Source organism: Streptomyces sp. NPDC001787, assembly GCF_040297465.1.
GTDB lineage: Bacteria > Actinomycetota > Actinomycetes > Streptomycetales > Streptomycetaceae > Streptomyces.
Genome location: NZ_JBEOZE010000046.1, coordinates 42,502 through 59,534 on the forward strand (window position 1 = coordinate 42,502; position 17,033 = coordinate 59,534).

Consider the following 17,033-nt stretch of genomic DNA (forward strand, 5'->3'; position numbering starts at 1 on the left):
AGCCGGGTGGTGAGGGGCGCAGTTCGTTTTGAGAGGGAAGAACAGCCCATGGCGAAGATTCTGAAGTTCGACGAGGACGCCCGTCGCGCCCTTGAGCGCGGCGTCAACAAGCTTGCCGACACGGTCAAGGTGACGATCGGCCCCAAGGGCCGCAACGTCGTCATCGACAAGAAGTTCGGCGCTCCCACCATCACCAACGACGGTGTCACCATCGCGCGTGAGGTCGAGCTCGACGACCCGTACGAGAACCTCGGTGCCCAGCTCGTGAAGGAGGTGGCGACCAAGACCAACGACGTAGCGGGTGACGGCACCACCACCGCCACCGTGCTGGCCCAGGCGCTCGTCCGCGAGGGTCTGCGCAACGTCGCCGCGGGCGCCTCCCCGGCCGCCCTGAAGAAGGGCATCGACGCCGCGGTCAAGGCCGTGTCCGAGGAGCTCCTCGCGACCGCCCGTCCGATCGACGACAAGTCCGACATCGCCGCCGTGGCCGCGCTCTCCGCGCAGGACACCCAGGTCGGCGAGCTCATCGCGGACGCGATGGACAAGGTCGGCAAGGACGGTGTCATCACCGTCGAGGAGTCCAACACCTTCGGCCTGGACCTTGAGTTCACCGAGGGCATGGCCTTCGACAAGGGCTACCTGTCCCCGTACATGGTGACCGACCAGGAGCGTATGGAGGCCGTCCTCGACGACCCGTACATCCTGATCCACCAGGGCAAGATCGGTTCCATCCAGGAGCTGCTCCCGCTGCTGGAGAAGGTCATCCAGGCCGGTGGCTCCAAGCCGCTCCTGATCATCGCCGAGGACGTCGAGGGCGAGGCGCTCTCCACCCTCGTCGTCAACAAGATCCGCGGCACCTTCAACGCCGTCGCGGTGAAGGCCCCGGGCTTCGGCGACCGCCGCAAGGCCATGCTCGGTGACATCGCCACCCTCACGGGTGCGACCGTCATCGCCGAGGAGGTCGGCCTCAAGCTCGACCAGGCCGGTCTGGACGTGCTGGGCACCGCCCGCCGCGTGACCGTCTCCAAGGACGACACGACCATCGTCGACGGCGGCGGCGACACGGCCGACGTCAAGGGCCGCGTCAACCAGATCAAGGCCGAGATCGAGTCCACGGACTCCGACTGGGACCGCGAGAAGCTCCAGGAGCGCCTCGCGAAGCTGGCCGGCGGCGTCTGCGTGATCCGCGTCGGTGCCGCCACCGAGGTGGAGCTCAAGGAGAAGAAGCACCGTCTGGAGGACGCCATCTCCGCGACCCGCGCCGCGGTCGAGGAGGGCATCGTCTCCGGTGGTGGCTCCGCTCTGGTCCACGCCGTCAAGGTCCTGGAGGGCAACCTCGGCAAGACCGGCGACGAGGCCACGGGTGTCGCGGTCGTGCACCGTGCCGCCGTCGAGCCGCTGCGCTGGATCGCCGAGAACGCCGGCCTTGAGGGCTACGTCATCACCTCGAAGGTCTCCGAGCTCGACAAGGGCCAGGGCTTCAACGCCGCCACCGGCGAGTACGGCGACCTGGTGAAGGCCGGCGTCATCGACCCGGTCAAGGTCACCCGCTCCGCCCTGGAGAACGCCGCGTCCATCGCGTCGCTGCTGCTCACGACCGAGACCCTGGTCGTCGAGAAGCCGGCCGAGGAAGAGGCCGAGGCCGGTCACGGCCACGGTCACTCCCACTAGTACGCCGTAGTACGCCGTTCCGGTACGGCAGCGCGCCGTACCGGAACGAGAACCACCGAGGCCCGGTACCCCCGTCGCGGGGGCACCGGGCCTCGGTGCGTCGTGCCCGGAGGCTCACGCCGAGTGGGGCAGCACCCCCGGCGTCACCGGATCCGCGAACGGCAGCCCCCGGGCGAAGCGTTCGAGCTCGTCCAGGGACCGGTCGGCCATCCGGTACAGCTCATTGCCGAGCGAGCCCGCGATGTGCGGGGTCAGCAGGACGTTCGGCAGGTCGTACAACGGGGAGTGCGACGGCGGGAGTTCGGGCTCGGTGACGTCCAGCACCGCGTGCAGCCGCCCGCTCACCAGCTCCGGCAGCAGCGCCTCCTCGTCCACCAGCGAACCCCGCGCCGTGTTGATCAGCGTCGCCCCGTCCGGCAGCAGCGCCAGCTGCTCCGCGCCGATGAGGTGGTGGGTGGCCGGGAGCTGCGGCGCGTGGACGGAGAGGACCGAGCTGCGCGCGCACACCTGCGCCAGCGACGCGGACCCGACCCCCAGCGCGGCGGCCTCCGCCTCGGAGACGTACGGGTCGTAGAGCACCACGTCCAGATCGAACGGGCGCAGCAGCTCGATCACCCGGCGGCCGATGCGGGAGGCTCCGACGATGCCGACGGTCCGGCGGTAGTTGCCGGTGCCGTCCAGTTCGTCGCGCCAGTCGTGGTCGGCGCGCAGGGTGCGGTAGCGCTGGGCGGCGTGCAGGACGCGCTTGTTGGCGAACAGGATCGCGGCCACCGTGTACTCGGCGACCGGCAGCGCGTTCGCCGCCGCGGCGGAGGTGACGGCGATCCCGCGCTCCCAGCACGCGTCGGTGATGTGGTGCTTCACCGATCCGGCGGCGTGCACGACGGCGCGCAGCCGCGGGGCGGCGGCCAGTACCTCGGCGGTGAGCGGGGTCGCTCCCCAGCAGGTGAACAGCACCTCGGCCTCGGCGAGTGCGGCGGCCACCTCGGGTGTCGGAGCGGCCAGGTCGTGGCCGACGAGCCGGGTGTCCGTGCGGGTGAGGGTGGCCAGCCGGGTGTGGTGGCGTTCGGCGAGGAGGCGTTCGGCGATGCCGGGGGCCATCGCCAGCAGGGCTTTCGGCCGGTTGTCAGTGGCGTGGGGCATGGTGGGACTCGTACTCCTCAGGGCTCGCGCGGGCGGTCCGGCGGTCACTTGACGCTTCCGGCGGTCAGACCCGCCTTCCAGTGCCGTTGCAGCGAGACGAAGGCGACGATCAGGGGGATGACGGCGAGGAGGGAGCCGGTGACGACGAGCGGGTAGAAGCTCGGCTCGCCGTGCGTGTTGGTGTTCCAGGAGTACAGACCCAGGCTCAGCGGGAAGAGCTTGCGGTCCGACAGCATCACCAGGGGGAGGAAGAAGTTGTTCCAGATCGCGGTGAACTGGAAGAGGAAGACCGTCACGAAGCCCGGCATGACCATGGGCAGACCGATCGACCAGAAGGTGCGCAGCTCGCCCGCCCCGTCGATCCGGGCGGCCTCCAGCGCCTCGTTCGGGATATAGCCGGTGCAGAACACCCGTGCGAGATATACGCCGAACGGGTTGACCAGTACCGGGATCAGCACCGACCAGTAGGTGTTGACCAGGCCGATCTCGGAGGCCAGGAGATACATCGGCAGGGCCAGCGCGGTGGTGGGCACCAGCACGCCCATCAGGACCAGGCCGAACAGCTTCTCCTTGCCCCGGAATTCGTACTTGTCGAAGGCGTAGCCCGCGGCCACACAGATCAGCGAGCAGACGATGGCGCCGCCACCGGCGTACAGGAGGCTGTTGAGGTACCAGCGGAAGTAGATGCCGTCGCCGTAGGAGGCGAGGTTCGACAGGTTCTCGCCGAGGTTGAAGCCGTCGAAGGAGAACGCGCTGCCCGCGAGCAGGTCCCCGGTGTCCTTCGTGGCGGCGGTGACCAGCCAGACGAGGGGGAAGAGCATGTAGACGACCGCGAGGAGCAGGAAGCCGTTGACCGCGGTTTTGGACATCCAGCGGCTGGGGCGGGTCGATGAGTTCATGCCTTCTTGCCCTTCCGGCCGGTGAAGCGGGTGACGACGAAGGAGAGCAGCGCGGCGGTGAGGGCCAGCAGGATGGAGGCGGCCGCGGCGAGCCCGTAGTCGTTGCGCTCGAAGGCCGCGGTGTACGCGTACATGTTCGGTGTCCAGGTGGAGGAGACGGCCGAGCCCGTTCCCTTGTTGAGGATCAGCGGTTCGGTGAACAGCTGGAGCGAGCCGATGATCGTGAACAGCGCGACCATCGCCACGGAGGCGCGGATCAGCGGGATCTTGATGGACAGGGCGATCCGCCAGGCGCCGGCGCCGTCGACCGTGGCCGCTTCGAGTACGGAGCGGTCGATGGCCTGGAGCGCGGCGTAGAAGATCACCATGTTGTAGCCGAGCCATTCCCACAGCGCGATGTTGACGATGGAGGGGAGAGCGCCTTCGGGGGAGAAGAAGTCGAAGCCGATCCCGCCCGACTCCATGGCACTGACGACCGGGCTGAGCTGGGGCGTGTAGAGGTACACCCAGATCAGCGCGGCGATGATGCCGGGCACGGCGTGCGGCAGGAAGAGCGCGAGCTGGAAGAACCGGCGGGCGCGGGCCAGCGTGGAGTCCAGCAGCAGGGCGAGGGCGAGGGCCCCGATGAGCAGCAGCGGAATGTAGAAGAGGCAGTATCCGAGCAGAACGACGAAGCCCTCGCGGAAGGCCCGGTCGCCCAGGGCCGCCGCGTAGTTGTCGAGGCCGCTGAAGACGGTCTCGGTGCCGCCGAAGCCCAGTCCGGACTGCTTCTCGGTGAACAGGCTGAGCCAGACCGCGTATCCGATCGGCACGAGCATGGCCAAGGTGAACAGTACGAAGAAGGGCCCCAGCAGGACGGCGGCGGCTCTGGATGTCCGGGCGCGCTTCATCAGCCGGCGTCCTCGACCTTCAGGCCGCGCTTCTTGAGCTCGGCGACCGTGGCGTCATGGCCCGCCTTCACCGCTTCGGAGATCGTCGAACCGCCGCTGGCGACCTTGCCGAACTGGTCCTTGATCACGGTGTTGGAGGTGCCGGTCGTCGGGCCCCAGGCCCAGTTCTGGCCGATGGACGTCGCGGCGCCCTCGAACACCTGGTAGATGTCCGTGCCGCCGTAGAAGCTCGCGTCGAAGGCCTTCTTCGCCACGGGGCGCAGTTCCGCCGCGGCCGGGAAGGCGCTCGACGTACCGGACTCGATCCGGGCCTTGATGCCGTCCTCGGTGGTGGACATCCAGGTCGCGAACTCGACGGCGGCCTCGGCCTTCTTGCTGTTCTTCGACACCGCGAACGTGGAGCCGCCGAGCATGCCGCTGGCCGGCTTGCCGTCCCAGCTGGGCATCGGGGCGACCGCCCACTTGCCGCTCTGCTCGGGCAGTGTGCCCTTCAGGACGCCCGCGCCCCAGGCGGCGCCGAGGTAGCCGACGGTGCCGCCGTTCTTGAGGGAGTTGGTCCACTCCGGGCTGAAGGAGGCGTTGGCGCGGATCAGGTCGTCGTCGAGGAGTCCCTGCCAGTAGTCGGCGACCTTGGTGGTGGCCGCGTCCGTGGTGGAGACCTTCCAGGTGTCGCCCTCGGCCTTGTACCACTGGGCCCCGGCCTGCCAGGCCATCGCCTGGAAGGTGGTCGGGTCGTCGGGGAAGAAGGTGCCGATACGGGCCTTCTTGTCGGCCTTCTTGACCTCTTCGGCGGCCTTGCGGAAGCCGTCCCAGGTGGTGGGGACCTCTACGCCGTACTTCTTGAACAGGTCCTGGCGGTAGTAGAACGCCTGCGGCGAGGCGTCGAAGGGGACGGCCCAGTTCTTGCCGCCCAGTGTGGTCAGCTCCACCGCCTGCGGCAGCAGCTTCTTCTTGACGTCGTCGGTGACGTACTGGCTGATGTCCTGGAGGGCGCCCTGGCTGACGAACTCGGGCAGCTGCGGGTACTCGATGCTGACCAGGTCGGGGGCGTTGCCCGCCTTCACCGCGTTGGAGATCTTGGCGTAGCCGCCCGCGTTGCCGGAGGGGATCTCCTCGTAGACGACCTTGATGTTCTTGTGCGAGGCGTTGAACGCGTCAACGACCTCCTTGGATCCCTTGGCCCAGCCCCAGAAGGTGATGCTGACGGGCTTCCCGTCGCTTCCGGGGGCTGCGGAGTCGTCACCGCTGCCGCCGCAGGCCGTGAGAACGGCGAGGGCGGTGGCGGCGCCGACTATGACATGGGACGTTCTGCTCCGACTGCGGCTCACAGCGTGGCTCCTGAACAGGCGACGACATTGGCGTTGGCCGTGATCCTTGAACCAGCCGTGACCGAAGTCAAGAGCGAAAGATTGATTGATCGAAAAAAGATCAAATAAGTTACGAACGGAAGTGGTCGGGGAGACCGCCCGCGAGGCCTACCCCAGGGCGGCCCCGCAGGAGGACCTGACCCGCAGTTCGGGAAGCAGCGACAGATGGCGGCGGGGTGCGGCGCCGCCCGTGCCGCGGGCCCGCGCCAGCCGCTCCACCAGCAGTTCCGTGGCGTGCCGCCCCACCTCGCGCTTCGGCGGCGCCACCGCGGTGAGCGGGGTGTCGGCGAGGGCGGCCACCTCGTCGTCGTACGCGATCAGGGCCAGGTCCTCCGGCACCCGTACACCGAGCTCGGCCAGGCGCTGCACCACCTGGATCGCGTCCACGTCGTTGTGGATCAGCGCCGCCGTGGCCACCCCGGAGGTGACCGCGTCGCGCAGGGCCAGCACCGCGGCCTCGAAGCCGTCCGGGGCCAGCTCGGCCGGTACGGAATCGATCACGTCCTGCGGGGCGCGCAGCTTCAGCACGCTCAGCGCCTCCGCGTACCCGGACCGCACGGCGACCGCCGTCGGGGAGTCCGCGCGGGCCATCAGCAGCGGCGCGCCGTGGCCCAGTCCCACCAGGTGGCGCACGGCCAGCAGGACCCCGTGCCGGTGGTCCGAGCAGACCCGGTCCAGGGCGTCGAGCGGGGAGCCGGCGGCGGGCTGCCGCTCCAGCAGCACGCTGGGCACGGGCAGCGAGGTGATCCAGTCGCCGAACGCCGCCGGGTCGCCGGGGTGCCGCCAGCCGGGCGCGACCAGCATGCCCTCGGCACCCGCCGCGAGCAGGCCCTCGGTGCGGGCGTGGTCCTCCTCCGGGCGGTAGTCGGAGATCCGCAGGATCAGCCGGGCGCCGGCCCGCGCCGCCGCCTCGTGCGCTCCGCGGATCACCTCGGCGAAGTAGTACGTCGCGGAGGGCGCGAGCATGCCGAGGACCATCCCGCCCCCCGGACCGGCGGCACCCGGGCCGGGGGCCGCGGCGGACGCGGGCGTGGCGTCCCGCGGCCAGGACACGGAGCCGTGCACCCGGTCGAGCAGGCCCCGTACCGCCAGATCCTCCACGTCCCGGCGGGCCGTGACGGGGGAGACCCCCAGCAGGGAGGCGAGATCCGAGACGCGGGCCGAGCCCCGTTCACGGACCAGGTCCAGCAGTCGGTCATGACGTTCAGCAGCACTTTCGCGCACGGCAGCAGTCCCCTCGCAATGTGTGGCGCGGTCCCCGGTCCGGCCGTTCCCGGAGCCCTGTCCCGACCCTAGTCCAGCGTGATCGAACGATGGCAGTTTCGATCATTCAAACGCAATCCATTGACGTTCGATCAATCGGCGTTCAGGATTCCGGCGACGCCGACCGGTCCGACCGATCCGCCGGCCGGTGAATCGACCCGACCGCACCGCTCCTGCCCGACCCAACTGCCCGACCGACCCTGACTGTTCGTACGGAGGAATTGTGAGACATCGCGTCACCGCGGCCGCGCTCGCCGCCCTGACCGCCGCCGCCGGTCTGACCGCCGCGGGTACCGGCAGCGCGCAGGCCGCGCCCACCGGCCGTACCCACTACGTCGACTGCTCGGCCTCCCCCGGCACGGCGGCGGCAGACGGCAGCAGGGCACGGCCCTGGACCGGCCTCGCCGAGGCGAACGCGTGGACCTACGGCCCCGGCGACCGGCTGCTCTTCCGGCGCGGCGCCACCTGCACCGGCACCCTCGCCCCGCGGGGCGGCGGCTCCGCCCGCGCTCCGTTCACCATCGCCGACTACGGCCACGGCGCTGCCCGCGCCCGGCTCGACGGCGCGGGCGCCCACGATGTCGTCCTCCTCTCCAACACGCGGTACGTCCACCTCCGCGACCTGGAGATCACCAACGCCGGCAGCCCCGGCAGCGAGCGCAACGGCGTCCGCCTCCGGCTCACCGACTACGGCACCGCCCGCGGCTTCAGCATCTCGGGCCTCTACATCCACGATGTGCGCGGCGGGGACTTCAAGACGCTGACCGGCTCCAGCGCGATCCACATCGCGGTCGAGGGCACGGCGAAGGCCAGCCGGTACGACGGTCTCGACATCGGCCACAACCGGATCGAGAACGTCGACCGCGAGGGCATCTACTTCAAGTCCACCTTCTCCAAGCGCGATCTGGTCGGCCAGCAGCAGGACCCGAACGTCTACCCGGGGGAGTGGACGCCCAGCACCGGCGTCCGCATCCACCACAACACCCTCAAGTCCCTGGCGGGCGACGGCATGAAGCTGGACACCACCAGCGGCGCCCGCGTCGACCACAACCGGATCGACGGCTTCCAGCTCCGCTCGCCCTCCGCCAACGCGGGCATCTGGACCTTCAACACGGACGACACGACCATCGAGTACAACGAGGTCTCCGGCGGCGGCAACACCCACGACGGCATGTCCTTCGACGCCGACGGCGCCTCCCGCAACACGGTCTTCCAGTACAACTACAGCCACGACAACAAGGGCGGCTTCCTGCTGGTCTGCCCGTACAGCGGAGCCAGGACCATCGGCACGGTCGCCCGCTACAACGTCAGCCGCAACGACGGCGCGCGCCTCATCCAGAACTGCTGGGGCCCGATCCTCGACACCCGGATCCACAACAACACCTTCGTCAACAGCGCGGAGACGGTGCCCGGTTACCTCGTCCAGGACGACGCCGGCAGCCCCGCCACCACACAGCACGAACTGTCCATCCGCAACAATCTCTTCGTGAGCGAGGGCACCGGCGGCTACGCCTTCAAGAACCCGACCGCCGGACTCTCCTTCGACCACAACGCCTTCCACGGCATCGACATGACCCGCCCCGACCCCGGCGGCATCACGGCCGACCCGAAGCTGCGCCCCGACTTCCGGCTGGGTAAGGGCTCGCCCGCCCTCGCCGCCGGTGCCGAGATCGAGGACAACGGCGGCAAGGACTACTTCGGCAACAGGCTGAAGCCCGGCGCCCCCAACATCGGCGCCTACGCGGGCCGCGGCGTCCGATGACCCCGCCGCGCGTCCGGGCCGGGCGCCAGGCGCCGCGCACCGCTCACCCGCACGGTCACTGAGGTCCGTACTTGCGGCCTGTCCTGGAGGAGACCCCTCCGAGCAGGCCGCGAGGCGTGACCTTGACCAGCCCCATCAGCGCCTTGTAGCGCGGGTCCGGGATCGACACCGACCTGCCGCGCGCCAGATCCGAGAGCGCCGCCGCCACCAGCTTGTCGGCATCCAGCCACATCCAGCCCGGGATGTTGCCCGTCCCCATCCCGGCGCGGTCATGGAACTCCGTACGGACGAAACCGGGGCACAGCGCCATCAGCCTGACCCCCGACCCCGCCAGGTCCTTCGCCGTGCCCTGGGTGAACTGCACCACCCACGCCTTCGACGCCCCGTACGTCCCGCGCGGCAGGAACGCCGCGACGGAGGCCACGTTGATGACCCCGCCCCGGCCCCGCTCCCGCATTCCGGCTGCTGCCGCCGAGGTCAGCCGCAGCACGGCCTCGCAGTGCACCTTCAGCATCCTCAGCTCATCGGCGACGGGCACATCCAGATAGCGCCCCTTGTTGCCGAAACCGGCGTTGTTGACCAGCAGGTCGACCGGGTGCCGGGAGTCCTCCAGCCGCGCCTCGACGGCCTCGATCCCGGAGTCCTGGGACAGATCGGCGCTCAGCACCTCGGCCTCGATGCCGTGCCGGTCGTGCAGTTCGGTGGCCTGGACCCGCAGCCGCTCGGTGTCACGGGCCACCAGCACCAGGTTGTGCCCGTCGCCCGCGAGCCGCCGCGCGAAGGCGGCCCCGATCCCCGCCGTCGCGCCCGTAATCAGTGCAGTCGTCATACGCGGCACGTTAGTGCCCCGCGCGCCCCGCCGGACCCCCTGCCCGCCGGGCGGACGGCGCTATGCGCCGGACGGCCCCCGGCCGTGCTCCTCGACGTACGCCCGCGCCTTGCGCAGCGTCTCCGGGTGCAGCGCGTCCCCGGCGGCCAACAGGCGGGGCAGCAGATCCCGTTCGGTCGTCACGGCGCGGAACTGCAGGGCCACCGTGATGTCGTGGTCCGGGCGGTGCACGATCTCCACCGGGTCCCCGGCGTGGACCGTGCCCGGCTCGATCACCCGGAGGTACGCGCCCGGGGCGGCTGCCTCGGTGAACCGCCTGACCCACCCCTTCTCGCCGACATGGCCCGCGAAGGTCCGGCAGGGAATGCGGCCCGAGGTCACCTCCAGTACCGGGCCGGAGCCGATCCGCCAGCGCTCGCCGATCCGCGCGCCGCTCACGTCGATGCCCAGGGTCGTCAGATTCTCGCCGAACGCCCCGTTGGGAAGCGCCCGGCCGCCCAGCAGCCGCTCCCAGCCGTCCAGTTCCTCGCGGGCGAAGGCGTACACGGCCTGGTCGCTGCCGCCGTGGTGGCGCAGATCGCACACCGCGTCCCCGCCGACCCCGCTGCCGCCGATCCCCTTCGCGCCCGGGTCGGCGATCCGTACCGGCCCCTCGACGGGCCGTTTGTCGATCCCGGTGGGGGCGTCGGAATGCGCGGAGGGGCGGGGGATCCCCACATTGACGGTCAGCAGCTTCATGCCGCATACGCTAACGAATCATGTCTCAAAGTAACTAGGCAATTATTCGCCACTCGTACAAGATTCGCTTATGGTGGTGGGGTGATCGAAGCCCGTCATCTCCGTGTCCTGCGCGCCGTGGCCACCACCGGTTCCTTCTCCGCCGCCGCGCGCGAACTGGGCTGCACCCAGCCCGCCGTCAGTCAGCAGATGAAGGCGCTGGAGTCCTCCGCGGGCACCGCACTGCTGATCCGTACGGGCCGCGAGATGCGCCTCACCCAGGCGGGCGAGGCGCTGGTGCGGCACGCCTCCGGCATCCTGGCCGGGCTGACCGCCGCCGAGGAGGAGGTCGCCGCGATCGCCGGGCTGCGGGCGGGCCGGGTGCGGCTCGTCTCGTTCCCCAGCGGCAGCTCCACCCTGGTCCCCGGCGCCCTCGCCGCGCTGCGCGCGGAGCACCCCGGCACCCGGGTCTCCCTCGTCGAGGCCGAGCCGCCGAGATCGGTGGAGATGCTGCGCGACGGCGACTGCGACATCGCGCTGGCCTTCCGGTACGGGACCTCCGGCGGCGAATGGGACGACCTGGTCGCACGCCCCCTGCTCACCGACCGGCTGATCGGCCTGGTTCCGGACGGGCACCGGCTGGCCGGGGCGGAGAGCGTGGGCATCGGCGAACTGGCCGACGAGCCGTGGATCGCCGGATGCCCGCGCTGCCGCCGCCAGCTCGTGGAGGTCTGCGAGGAGTCCGGCTTCACCCCCCGGATCGACTTCGCCACGGACGACTACCCGGCGGTGATCGGCCTGGTCGGCGCGGGGCTGGGGGTGGCGGTGCTCCCGGCGCTGGCGATCGAGTCGGTACGCCCCAAGGGGGCCCGCACCATCACGGTGGAACCGGCCATCGAGCGCGAGATCGTGGCGCTGACCCTGCCGGACCTGGCACGGGTCCCGGCGGTGGCGGCCACCCTGGACCAGCTGTCCCTGGCCGCCGCCCGCTGAGCGGAAGCCCGCACGGGCGGGCGGCCGGGCGGCCACCGGAGGGCGCCGCGGGCGTACGCGCGGCTCACGGCGCGCTACGCGGCCGGCTCACGGCGCGCTCCAGCGCCGGCGTACGGCATCGTCCGTTGCCGGTGGGCGCCATGTCCGCCGTTCGGGAGAAACGTTTCTTCGTCAGGTGGGCGGGCTCGGGTGTCAGGCGCGTCCGGATCCGTGGGCGGCGCCCGACGGGGTCGCCGCGATCAGCCGGTTGCGTGCGCGGCCCATGAGCTCTTCGCGCTCGTCCTCGGTCAGGCCGCCCCACACTCCGTAGGGCTCCCGTACCGCCAGCGCGTGTGCCGCGCACTCGGCGCGTACCGGGCAGCGCATGCACACCTCCTTCGCCGAGGTCTCGCGTGCGCTCCGAGCCGCCCCGCGCTCACCTTCCGGGTGGAAGAACAGTGAGCTGTCGACCCCTCGGCAGGCGGCCAGGAGCTGCCAGTCCCACAGATCTGCATTGGGTCCGGGAAGGCGGGAGAAATCTGCCATTGCTTGTCCCCTCGAAACCGTGCTGAGTCGGAAACGGCATCCTCGACCGTCGTCGATCTTCGGCGGCCGGAGTTCCGACCGTACATCTACGGTGTTAGTAGATGTAAATATGACTGATTGCGAATCTAGCCACAGACACCAGCAAAAGGGAAGAAAACCCGCCAAATAGGGCATACCTTCAGGTGAAGATTCGGGCGAGAGGTGGATCGCCCGCGCCGTTCTCCTCCGTGTGCGGCCCTTCACGTAGAGTGCCGAACCCGACGGTCCGACCCGTAACTCTTTCGAGTGACCATCGTTGAGAGTGCGGAGGCGGTTGACGGAGAACGAGCTCGGGCACATGTCCGAGGGGGTCAACCGCACAGGTGACGACTTGTATCAGCCTGGAGGCTCAAGGTGACGCGCATCAGCTGCGGAGGACGGTCATGACATCCGTCCTCGTCTGCGACGACTCCCCGCTTGCCCGAGAAGCGCTCCGTCGCGCGGTGGCCACTGTGCCCGGCGTCGAGCGCGTGACGACGGCGGCCAACGGCGAGGAAGTCCTCCGCCGCTGGGGTGCCGATCGTTCGGATCTGATTCTGATGGACGTACGCATGCCCGGTCTGGGGGGTGTGGAGACGGTCCGGCGGCTGCTCTCCGCGGACCCCGGGGCCCGGATCATCATGCTGACCGTCGCCGAGGACCTGGACGGGGTCGCGCTCGCGGTCGCCGCCGGGGCCCGCGGGTATCTGCACAAGGACGCCTCGCGCGCCGAGCTGCGGGCCACCGTGACCCAGGCGCTGGCCGATCCGACGTGGCGGCTCGCCCCGCGCCGGCTGCGGTCCGCCGAGATGGGCGCGGCCCCCACGCTCACCGCGCGGGAGATCCAGGTGCTCGAAGGCATGAGTCACGGCCGTTCCAACGCGGAGATCGGGCGCGAGCTCTTCCTCTCCGAGGACACGGTGAAGACGCATGCCAGGAGGCTGTTCAAGAAGCTCGGCGCCTCGGACCGTGCCCATGCGGTGGCGCTCGGCTTCCGCTGGGGTCTGGTCCGCTGAGGGCGGGGGCCGTGCCCGGCAGCCGAGGCCTTCCCCGTCCGCACTGCGGCGGACGGGGCGACGGTGCCGGTGGGCCGGCGGTCCCGTCGCGGCGGTGGGTCCGGAGCCCGGCGGTATGCCCGTGCCGGCCCCTACGTACCGGCGCTGTGTGACGCTTCCCGGCCGATGACGCATCCTTGAGTCGTGGAGTTCCTCGGGAACGGTTCGGACGAGCGGAAGGGGAGGGCGCAGGACATGACATCCGGCGCACCCGCTCATAACGCTTCGGTGCACAACTCAGGACGCGGTGGAGCGGACCAGACGGCATCAAGGCACCATGGTCCGATGCGCGACGACGAGACAACGGTGATCGGTGCTCTGGTGCACCGTGCCGTCGAAGGCGACGCGCAGGCCACCCACGATCTGCTGGCCCATGTCCATCCCCTCGCCCTGCGCTACTGCAGGTCCCGGCTGAACCGGCTGCCCGGTGACGCTCGCCACTTCGTGGAGGACCTGGCGCAGGAGGTCTGCGTCGCGGTGCTGATGGCGCTGCCGCGCTACAAGGACACCGGCAGGCCCTTCGAAGCCTTCGTCTTCGCCATCGCGGGCCACAAGGTCGCCGACCTCCAGCGGGCCGCCATGCGGCACCCGGGGTCGACGGCCGTCCCCTCCGACGAGATGCCGGAGCGGCCCGACGATTCCCTCGGCCCCGAGGAGCGCGCGCTGCTCAGCAGCGATGCGGCCTGGGCGAAGAAGCTCCTCGCCAATCTTCCGGAGAACCAGCGGGAACTGCTGGTCCTGAGGGTCGCGGTCGGTCTGACCGCGGAGGAGACCGGACAGATGCTCGGAATGTCACCGGGCGCGGTCCGGGTCGCCCAGCACCGGGCGCTCAGCAGGCTGCGGGCCCTCGCCGGGCAGTAGCCAGCCCGGCGGCGAAGGGGCCCGGCGGCGGACCGTAGGAAGATACAAAAACTCTTAGTGATCTTGATCGTGGAATGAGACACCCGCGGAGCCCGTTAGCATGGACATCCGCACCGATCAAGGCCATTTGGGGAAGGTGTCATGACTGCAAACGTCGACGGAGTGCCCGAGAAATTCGCGACGCTCGGGCTGACATACGACGACGTGCTGCTGCTGCCCGGCGCGTCCGACATGGCGCCCGATCAGATCGATACCTCCTCGTACATCTCGAAGAACGTACGGGTGAACATCCCGCTGCTCTCCGCGGCGATGGACAAGGTCACCGAAGCACGCATGGCGATCGCCATGGCCCGGCAGGGCGGCGCGGGCGTACTGCACCGCAATCTCTCCATCGCCGACCAGGCCAACCAGGTCGACCTGGTCAAGCGCTCCGAGTCCGGCATGGTCACCGACCCGATCACGGTGCACCCCGACGCCACGCTCAGCGAGGCGAACGACCTGTGCGCCAAGTTCCGCATCAGCGGTGTCCCGGTCACCGACCCGGCGGGCAAGCTCCTCGGCATCGTCACCAACCGTGACATGGCCTTCGAGCCCGACCGCACGCGCCAGGTGCGCGAGGTCATGACGCCGATGCCACTGGTCACCGGCAAGGTCGGCATCTCCGGCGTGGACGCCATGGAGCTGCTGCGCCGCCACAAGATCGAGAAGCTGCCGCTGGTCGACGAGGCGGGCGTCCTCAAGGGCCTCATCACCGTCAAGGACTTCGTCAAGGCCGAGAAGTACCCGAACGCGGCCAAGGACAAGGGCGGCCGGCTGCTCGTCGGCGCGGCCGTCGGTGTCGCGGGCGACGCCTACGAGCGTGCCCAGGCGCTCATCGAGGCGGGCGTCGACTTCATCGTCGTCGACACCGCACACGGCCACTCCCGGCTGGTCGGCGACATGGTCGCCAAGATCAAGTCGAACGCGTCGGTCGATGTCATCGGCGGCAACATCGCCACCCGTGACGGCGCCCAGGCGCTGATCGACGCCGGTGTGGACGGCATCAAGGTCGGCGTCGGCCCCGGCTCCATCTGCACGACGCGTGTGGTCGCCGGTATCGGCGTTCCGCAGGTCACCGCGATCTACGAGGCCTCGCTCGCCGCCAGGGCGGCAGGCGTCCCGGTCATCGGCGACGGCGGCCTCCAGTACTCGGGCGACATCGCCAAGGCCCTGGTGGCCGGCGCGGACACCGTGATGCTCGGCTCGCTGCTCGCGGGCTGCGAGGAGTCCCCGGGCGAGCTGCTCTTCATCAACGGCAAGCAGTTCAAGTCGTATCGCGGCATGGGTTCGCTCGCCGCGATGCAGACCCGCGGCGACCGCAAGTCCTTCTCCAAGGACCGCTACTTCCAGGAGGGCGTCGCCTCCGACGAGAAGCTGGTCCCCGAGGGCATCGAGGGTCAGGTGCCCTACCGGGGCCCGCTCTCCGCGGTCGTCCACCAGCTCACCGGCGGTCTGCGCCAGTCGATGTTCTACGTCGGCGGCCGTACCGTGCCGGAGCTCCAGGCCAACGGCCGGTTCGTACGGATCACCTCGGCGGGTCTCAAGGAGAGCCACCCGCACGACATCCAGATGACCGTCGAAGCGCCGAACTACAGCAGGAAGTAACGCGAAACCGCAGGTGAGGGGCGGACCGGTGTTCCCGGGACCGCCCCTCACGCGTGTGTCGGGGATACTGGTCAGCGCAGACGTAGAGGGAAAGGCCACATCATCGTGACTGAGATCGAGATCGGGCGCGGCAAGCGCGGCCGCCGGGCATACGCATTCGACGACATCGCCGTCGTACCGAGCCGCCGCACCCGTGACCCGAAGGAGGTCTCGATCGCCTGGCAGATCGACGCCTACCGCTTCGAGCTGCCGTTCCTGGCCGCTCCCATGGACTCCGTGGTCTCTCCGCAGCACGCCATCCGGATCGGCGAGCTCGGCGGCCTGGGCGTGCTCAACCTGGAAGGGCTGTGGACCCGGCACGCCGACCCGCAGCCGCTGCTCGACGAGATCGCCGAGATGCCCGTCGAGTCCGCGACCCGGCGGCTCCAGGAGATCTACTCCGCGCCGATCCAGGAGGAGCTGATCGGGCAGCGCATCAAGGAGGTGCGCGACTCCGGTGTCGTCACCGCCGCCGCGCTCTCGCCGCAGCGCACCGCCCAGTTCTCCAAGGCCGTCGTCGACGCGGGTGTGGACATCTTCGTCATCCGCGGTACGACGGTCTCCGCCGAGCATGTCTCGGGTGCGGCCGAACCGCTCAACCTGAAGCAGTTCATCTACGAGCTGGACGTCCCGGTGATCGTCGGCGGCTGCGCCACGTACACCGCGGCCCTGCACCTGATGCGCACCGGCGCCGCCGGTGTCCTGGTGGGCTTCGGCGGCGGCGCCGCGCACACCACGCGCAACGTCTTCGGCATCCAGGTCCCGATGGCGACCGCGGTCGCCGACGTGGCCGGGGCCCGCCGCGACTACATGGACGAGTCCGGTGGCCGGTACGTCCACGTGATCGCGGACGGTGGTGTCGGCTGGTCCGGCGACCTGCCCAAGGCCATCGCCTGCGGCGCGGACGCCGTGATGATGGGCTCCCCGCTGGCCCGTGCGACCGACGCCCCGGGGCGTGGCCGGCACTGGGGCATGGAGGCCGTCCACGAGGACGTGCCGCGCGGCAAGCTGGTGGACCTGGGCTCGGTCGGGACGACGGAGGAGGTCCTCACCGGGCCTTCGCACACCCCTGACGGCTCGATGAACATCTTCGGCGCCCTGCGCCGCGCGATGGCCACCACGGGCTACAGCGACCTCAAGGAGTTCCAGCGCGTCGAGGTGACGGTGGCGGACTCGCAGCACCGCCGCTGAGCCGTACCCGCGGAACGCTGAGCCGTACCCACGGAAGCCGGACGTACCTGCGGAAGGGGCCCGGACCGCCACACCCGGCCCCGCCCCGACCTTTTCCGCCGACCCTCAGGGATGACCCCATGACGCATGCCGCCGTCCGGCCCCAGACCCTCTGGTTCACCCGCTG

Annotated in this window: 15 protein-coding genes; 7 read left to right on the top strand and 8 right to left on the bottom strand. The window is 70.2% G+C overall.

Going from position 1 to position 17,033, the window contains the following annotated elements:
• Positions 1–48: 48 nt before the first annotated feature.
• Positions 49–1,671 (top strand): chaperonin GroEL, encoded by a 1,623-nt coding sequence (gene groL / locus ABT170_RS37775; protein ID WP_266922990.1) that lies wholly within the window; start codon positions 49–51, stop codon positions 1,669–1,671.
• A gap of 114 nt (positions 1,672–1,785) precedes the next feature.
• Here the strand turns inward: groL and ABT170_RS37780 are convergent, their stop codons facing one another.
• From ABT170_RS37780 to ABT170_RS37800, 5 genes are all read right to left on the bottom strand, one after another.
• The gene (locus ABT170_RS37780; RefSeq protein ID WP_351875246.1) at positions 1,786–2,814 is read right to left on the bottom strand and encodes a hydroxyacid dehydrogenase; all 1,029 of its coding nucleotides are present in this window, start codon (positions 2,812–2,814) and stop codon (positions 1,786–1,788) included.
• A 44-nt stretch (positions 2,815–2,858) separates the two neighbouring features.
• Positions 2,859–3,713 (bottom strand): carbohydrate ABC transporter permease, encoded by an 855-nt coding sequence (locus ABT170_RS37785; RefSeq protein WP_329946511.1) that lies wholly within the window; start codon positions 3,711–3,713, stop codon positions 2,859–2,861.
• Positions 3,710–4,603, bottom strand: a complete 894-nt coding sequence (locus ABT170_RS37790; RefSeq protein ID WP_329946510.1) for a carbohydrate ABC transporter permease — start codon at positions 4,601–4,603, stop codon at positions 3,710–3,712. Before ABT170_RS37790 ends, ABT170_RS37785 begins: the two co-directional genes overlap by 4 nt.
• Positions 4,603–5,931, bottom strand: coding sequence for an ABC transporter substrate-binding protein (locus ABT170_RS37795; RefSeq protein WP_266922994.1), 1,329 nt, complete (start codon positions 5,929–5,931; stop codon positions 4,603–4,605). The genes ABT170_RS37790 and ABT170_RS37795 overlap by 1 nt, the downstream gene beginning before the upstream one ends.
• Positions 5,932–6,078: 147 nt before the next feature.
• The gene (locus tag ABT170_RS37800; RefSeq protein ID WP_329946508.1) at positions 6,079–7,194 is read right to left on the bottom strand and encodes a substrate-binding domain-containing protein; all 1,116 of its coding nucleotides are present in this window, start codon (positions 7,192–7,194) and stop codon (positions 6,079–6,081) included.
• A 262-nt stretch (positions 7,195–7,456) separates the two neighbouring features.
• Here ABT170_RS37800 and ABT170_RS37805 point away from each other — a divergent pair, with 262 nt between their 5' ends.
• Positions 7,457–8,995 (top strand): right-handed parallel beta-helix repeat-containing protein, encoded by a 1,539-nt coding sequence (locus ABT170_RS37805; protein WP_329946507.1) that lies wholly within the window; start codon positions 7,457–7,459, stop codon positions 8,993–8,995.
• 55 nt (positions 8,996–9,050) lie between these two features.
• Here ABT170_RS37805 and ABT170_RS37810 read toward each other — a convergent pair whose 3' ends face one another.
• Both ABT170_RS37810 and ABT170_RS37815 read right to left on the bottom strand, forming a co-directional pair.
• A complete protein-coding gene (locus tag ABT170_RS37810) occupies positions 9,051–9,824 on the bottom strand; it encodes an SDR family NAD(P)-dependent oxidoreductase (protein WP_329946506.1) in 774 nt (257 codons plus the stop codon).
• A 60-nt stretch (positions 9,825–9,884) separates the two neighbouring features.
• On the bottom strand, positions 9,885–10,562 hold the full coding sequence (locus ABT170_RS37815; protein WP_351875252.1) for an MOSC domain-containing protein: 678 nt from the start codon (positions 10,560–10,562) through the stop codon (positions 9,885–9,887).
• 81 nt (positions 10,563–10,643) lie between these two features.
• Between ABT170_RS37815 and ABT170_RS37820 the strand changes: the two genes are divergently transcribed.
• Positions 10,644–11,534, top strand: a complete 891-nt coding sequence (locus ABT170_RS37820; protein ID WP_329946504.1) for a LysR family transcriptional regulator — start codon at positions 10,644–10,646, stop codon at positions 11,532–11,534.
• Positions 11,535–11,726: 192 nt separating this feature from the next.
• On the opposite strand, the gene ABT170_RS37825 is transcribed toward ABT170_RS37820, so the two are convergent.
• Positions 11,727–12,059: a WhiB family transcriptional regulator gene (locus ABT170_RS37825; RefSeq protein WP_329946503.1), complete on the bottom strand. Its 333-nt coding sequence runs from the start codon at positions 12,057–12,059 to the stop codon at positions 11,727–11,729.
• A gap of 422 nt (positions 12,060–12,481) precedes the next feature.
• Between ABT170_RS37825 and ABT170_RS37830 the strand changes: the two genes are divergently transcribed.
• The 4 genes from ABT170_RS37830 (at position 12,482) to ABT170_RS37845 (ending at position 16,867) form a co-directional block, all read left to right on the top strand.
• Entirely contained in the window at positions 12,482–13,093 is a 612-nt protein-coding gene (locus tag ABT170_RS37830) for a response regulator transcription factor (RefSeq protein WP_003948568.1), read from the top strand.
• Positions 13,094–13,417: 324 nt separating this feature from the next.
• Positions 13,418–13,993, top strand: coding sequence for a sigma-70 family RNA polymerase sigma factor (locus ABT170_RS37835; RefSeq protein ID WP_266923001.1), 576 nt, complete (start codon positions 13,418–13,420; stop codon positions 13,991–13,993).
• A 141-nt stretch (positions 13,994–14,134) separates the two neighbouring features.
• Positions 14,135–15,637: an IMP dehydrogenase gene (gene guaB, locus ABT170_RS37840; protein ID WP_329946502.1), complete on the top strand. Its 1,503-nt coding sequence runs from the start codon at positions 14,135–14,137 to the stop codon at positions 15,635–15,637.
• A 105-nt stretch (positions 15,638–15,742) separates the two neighbouring features.
• The gene (locus ABT170_RS37845) at positions 15,743–16,867 is read left to right on the top strand and encodes a GuaB3 family IMP dehydrogenase-related protein (protein WP_007453079.1); all 1,125 of its coding nucleotides are present in this window, start codon (positions 15,743–15,745) and stop codon (positions 16,865–16,867) included.
• Positions 16,868–17,033 lie beyond the last annotated feature (166 nt).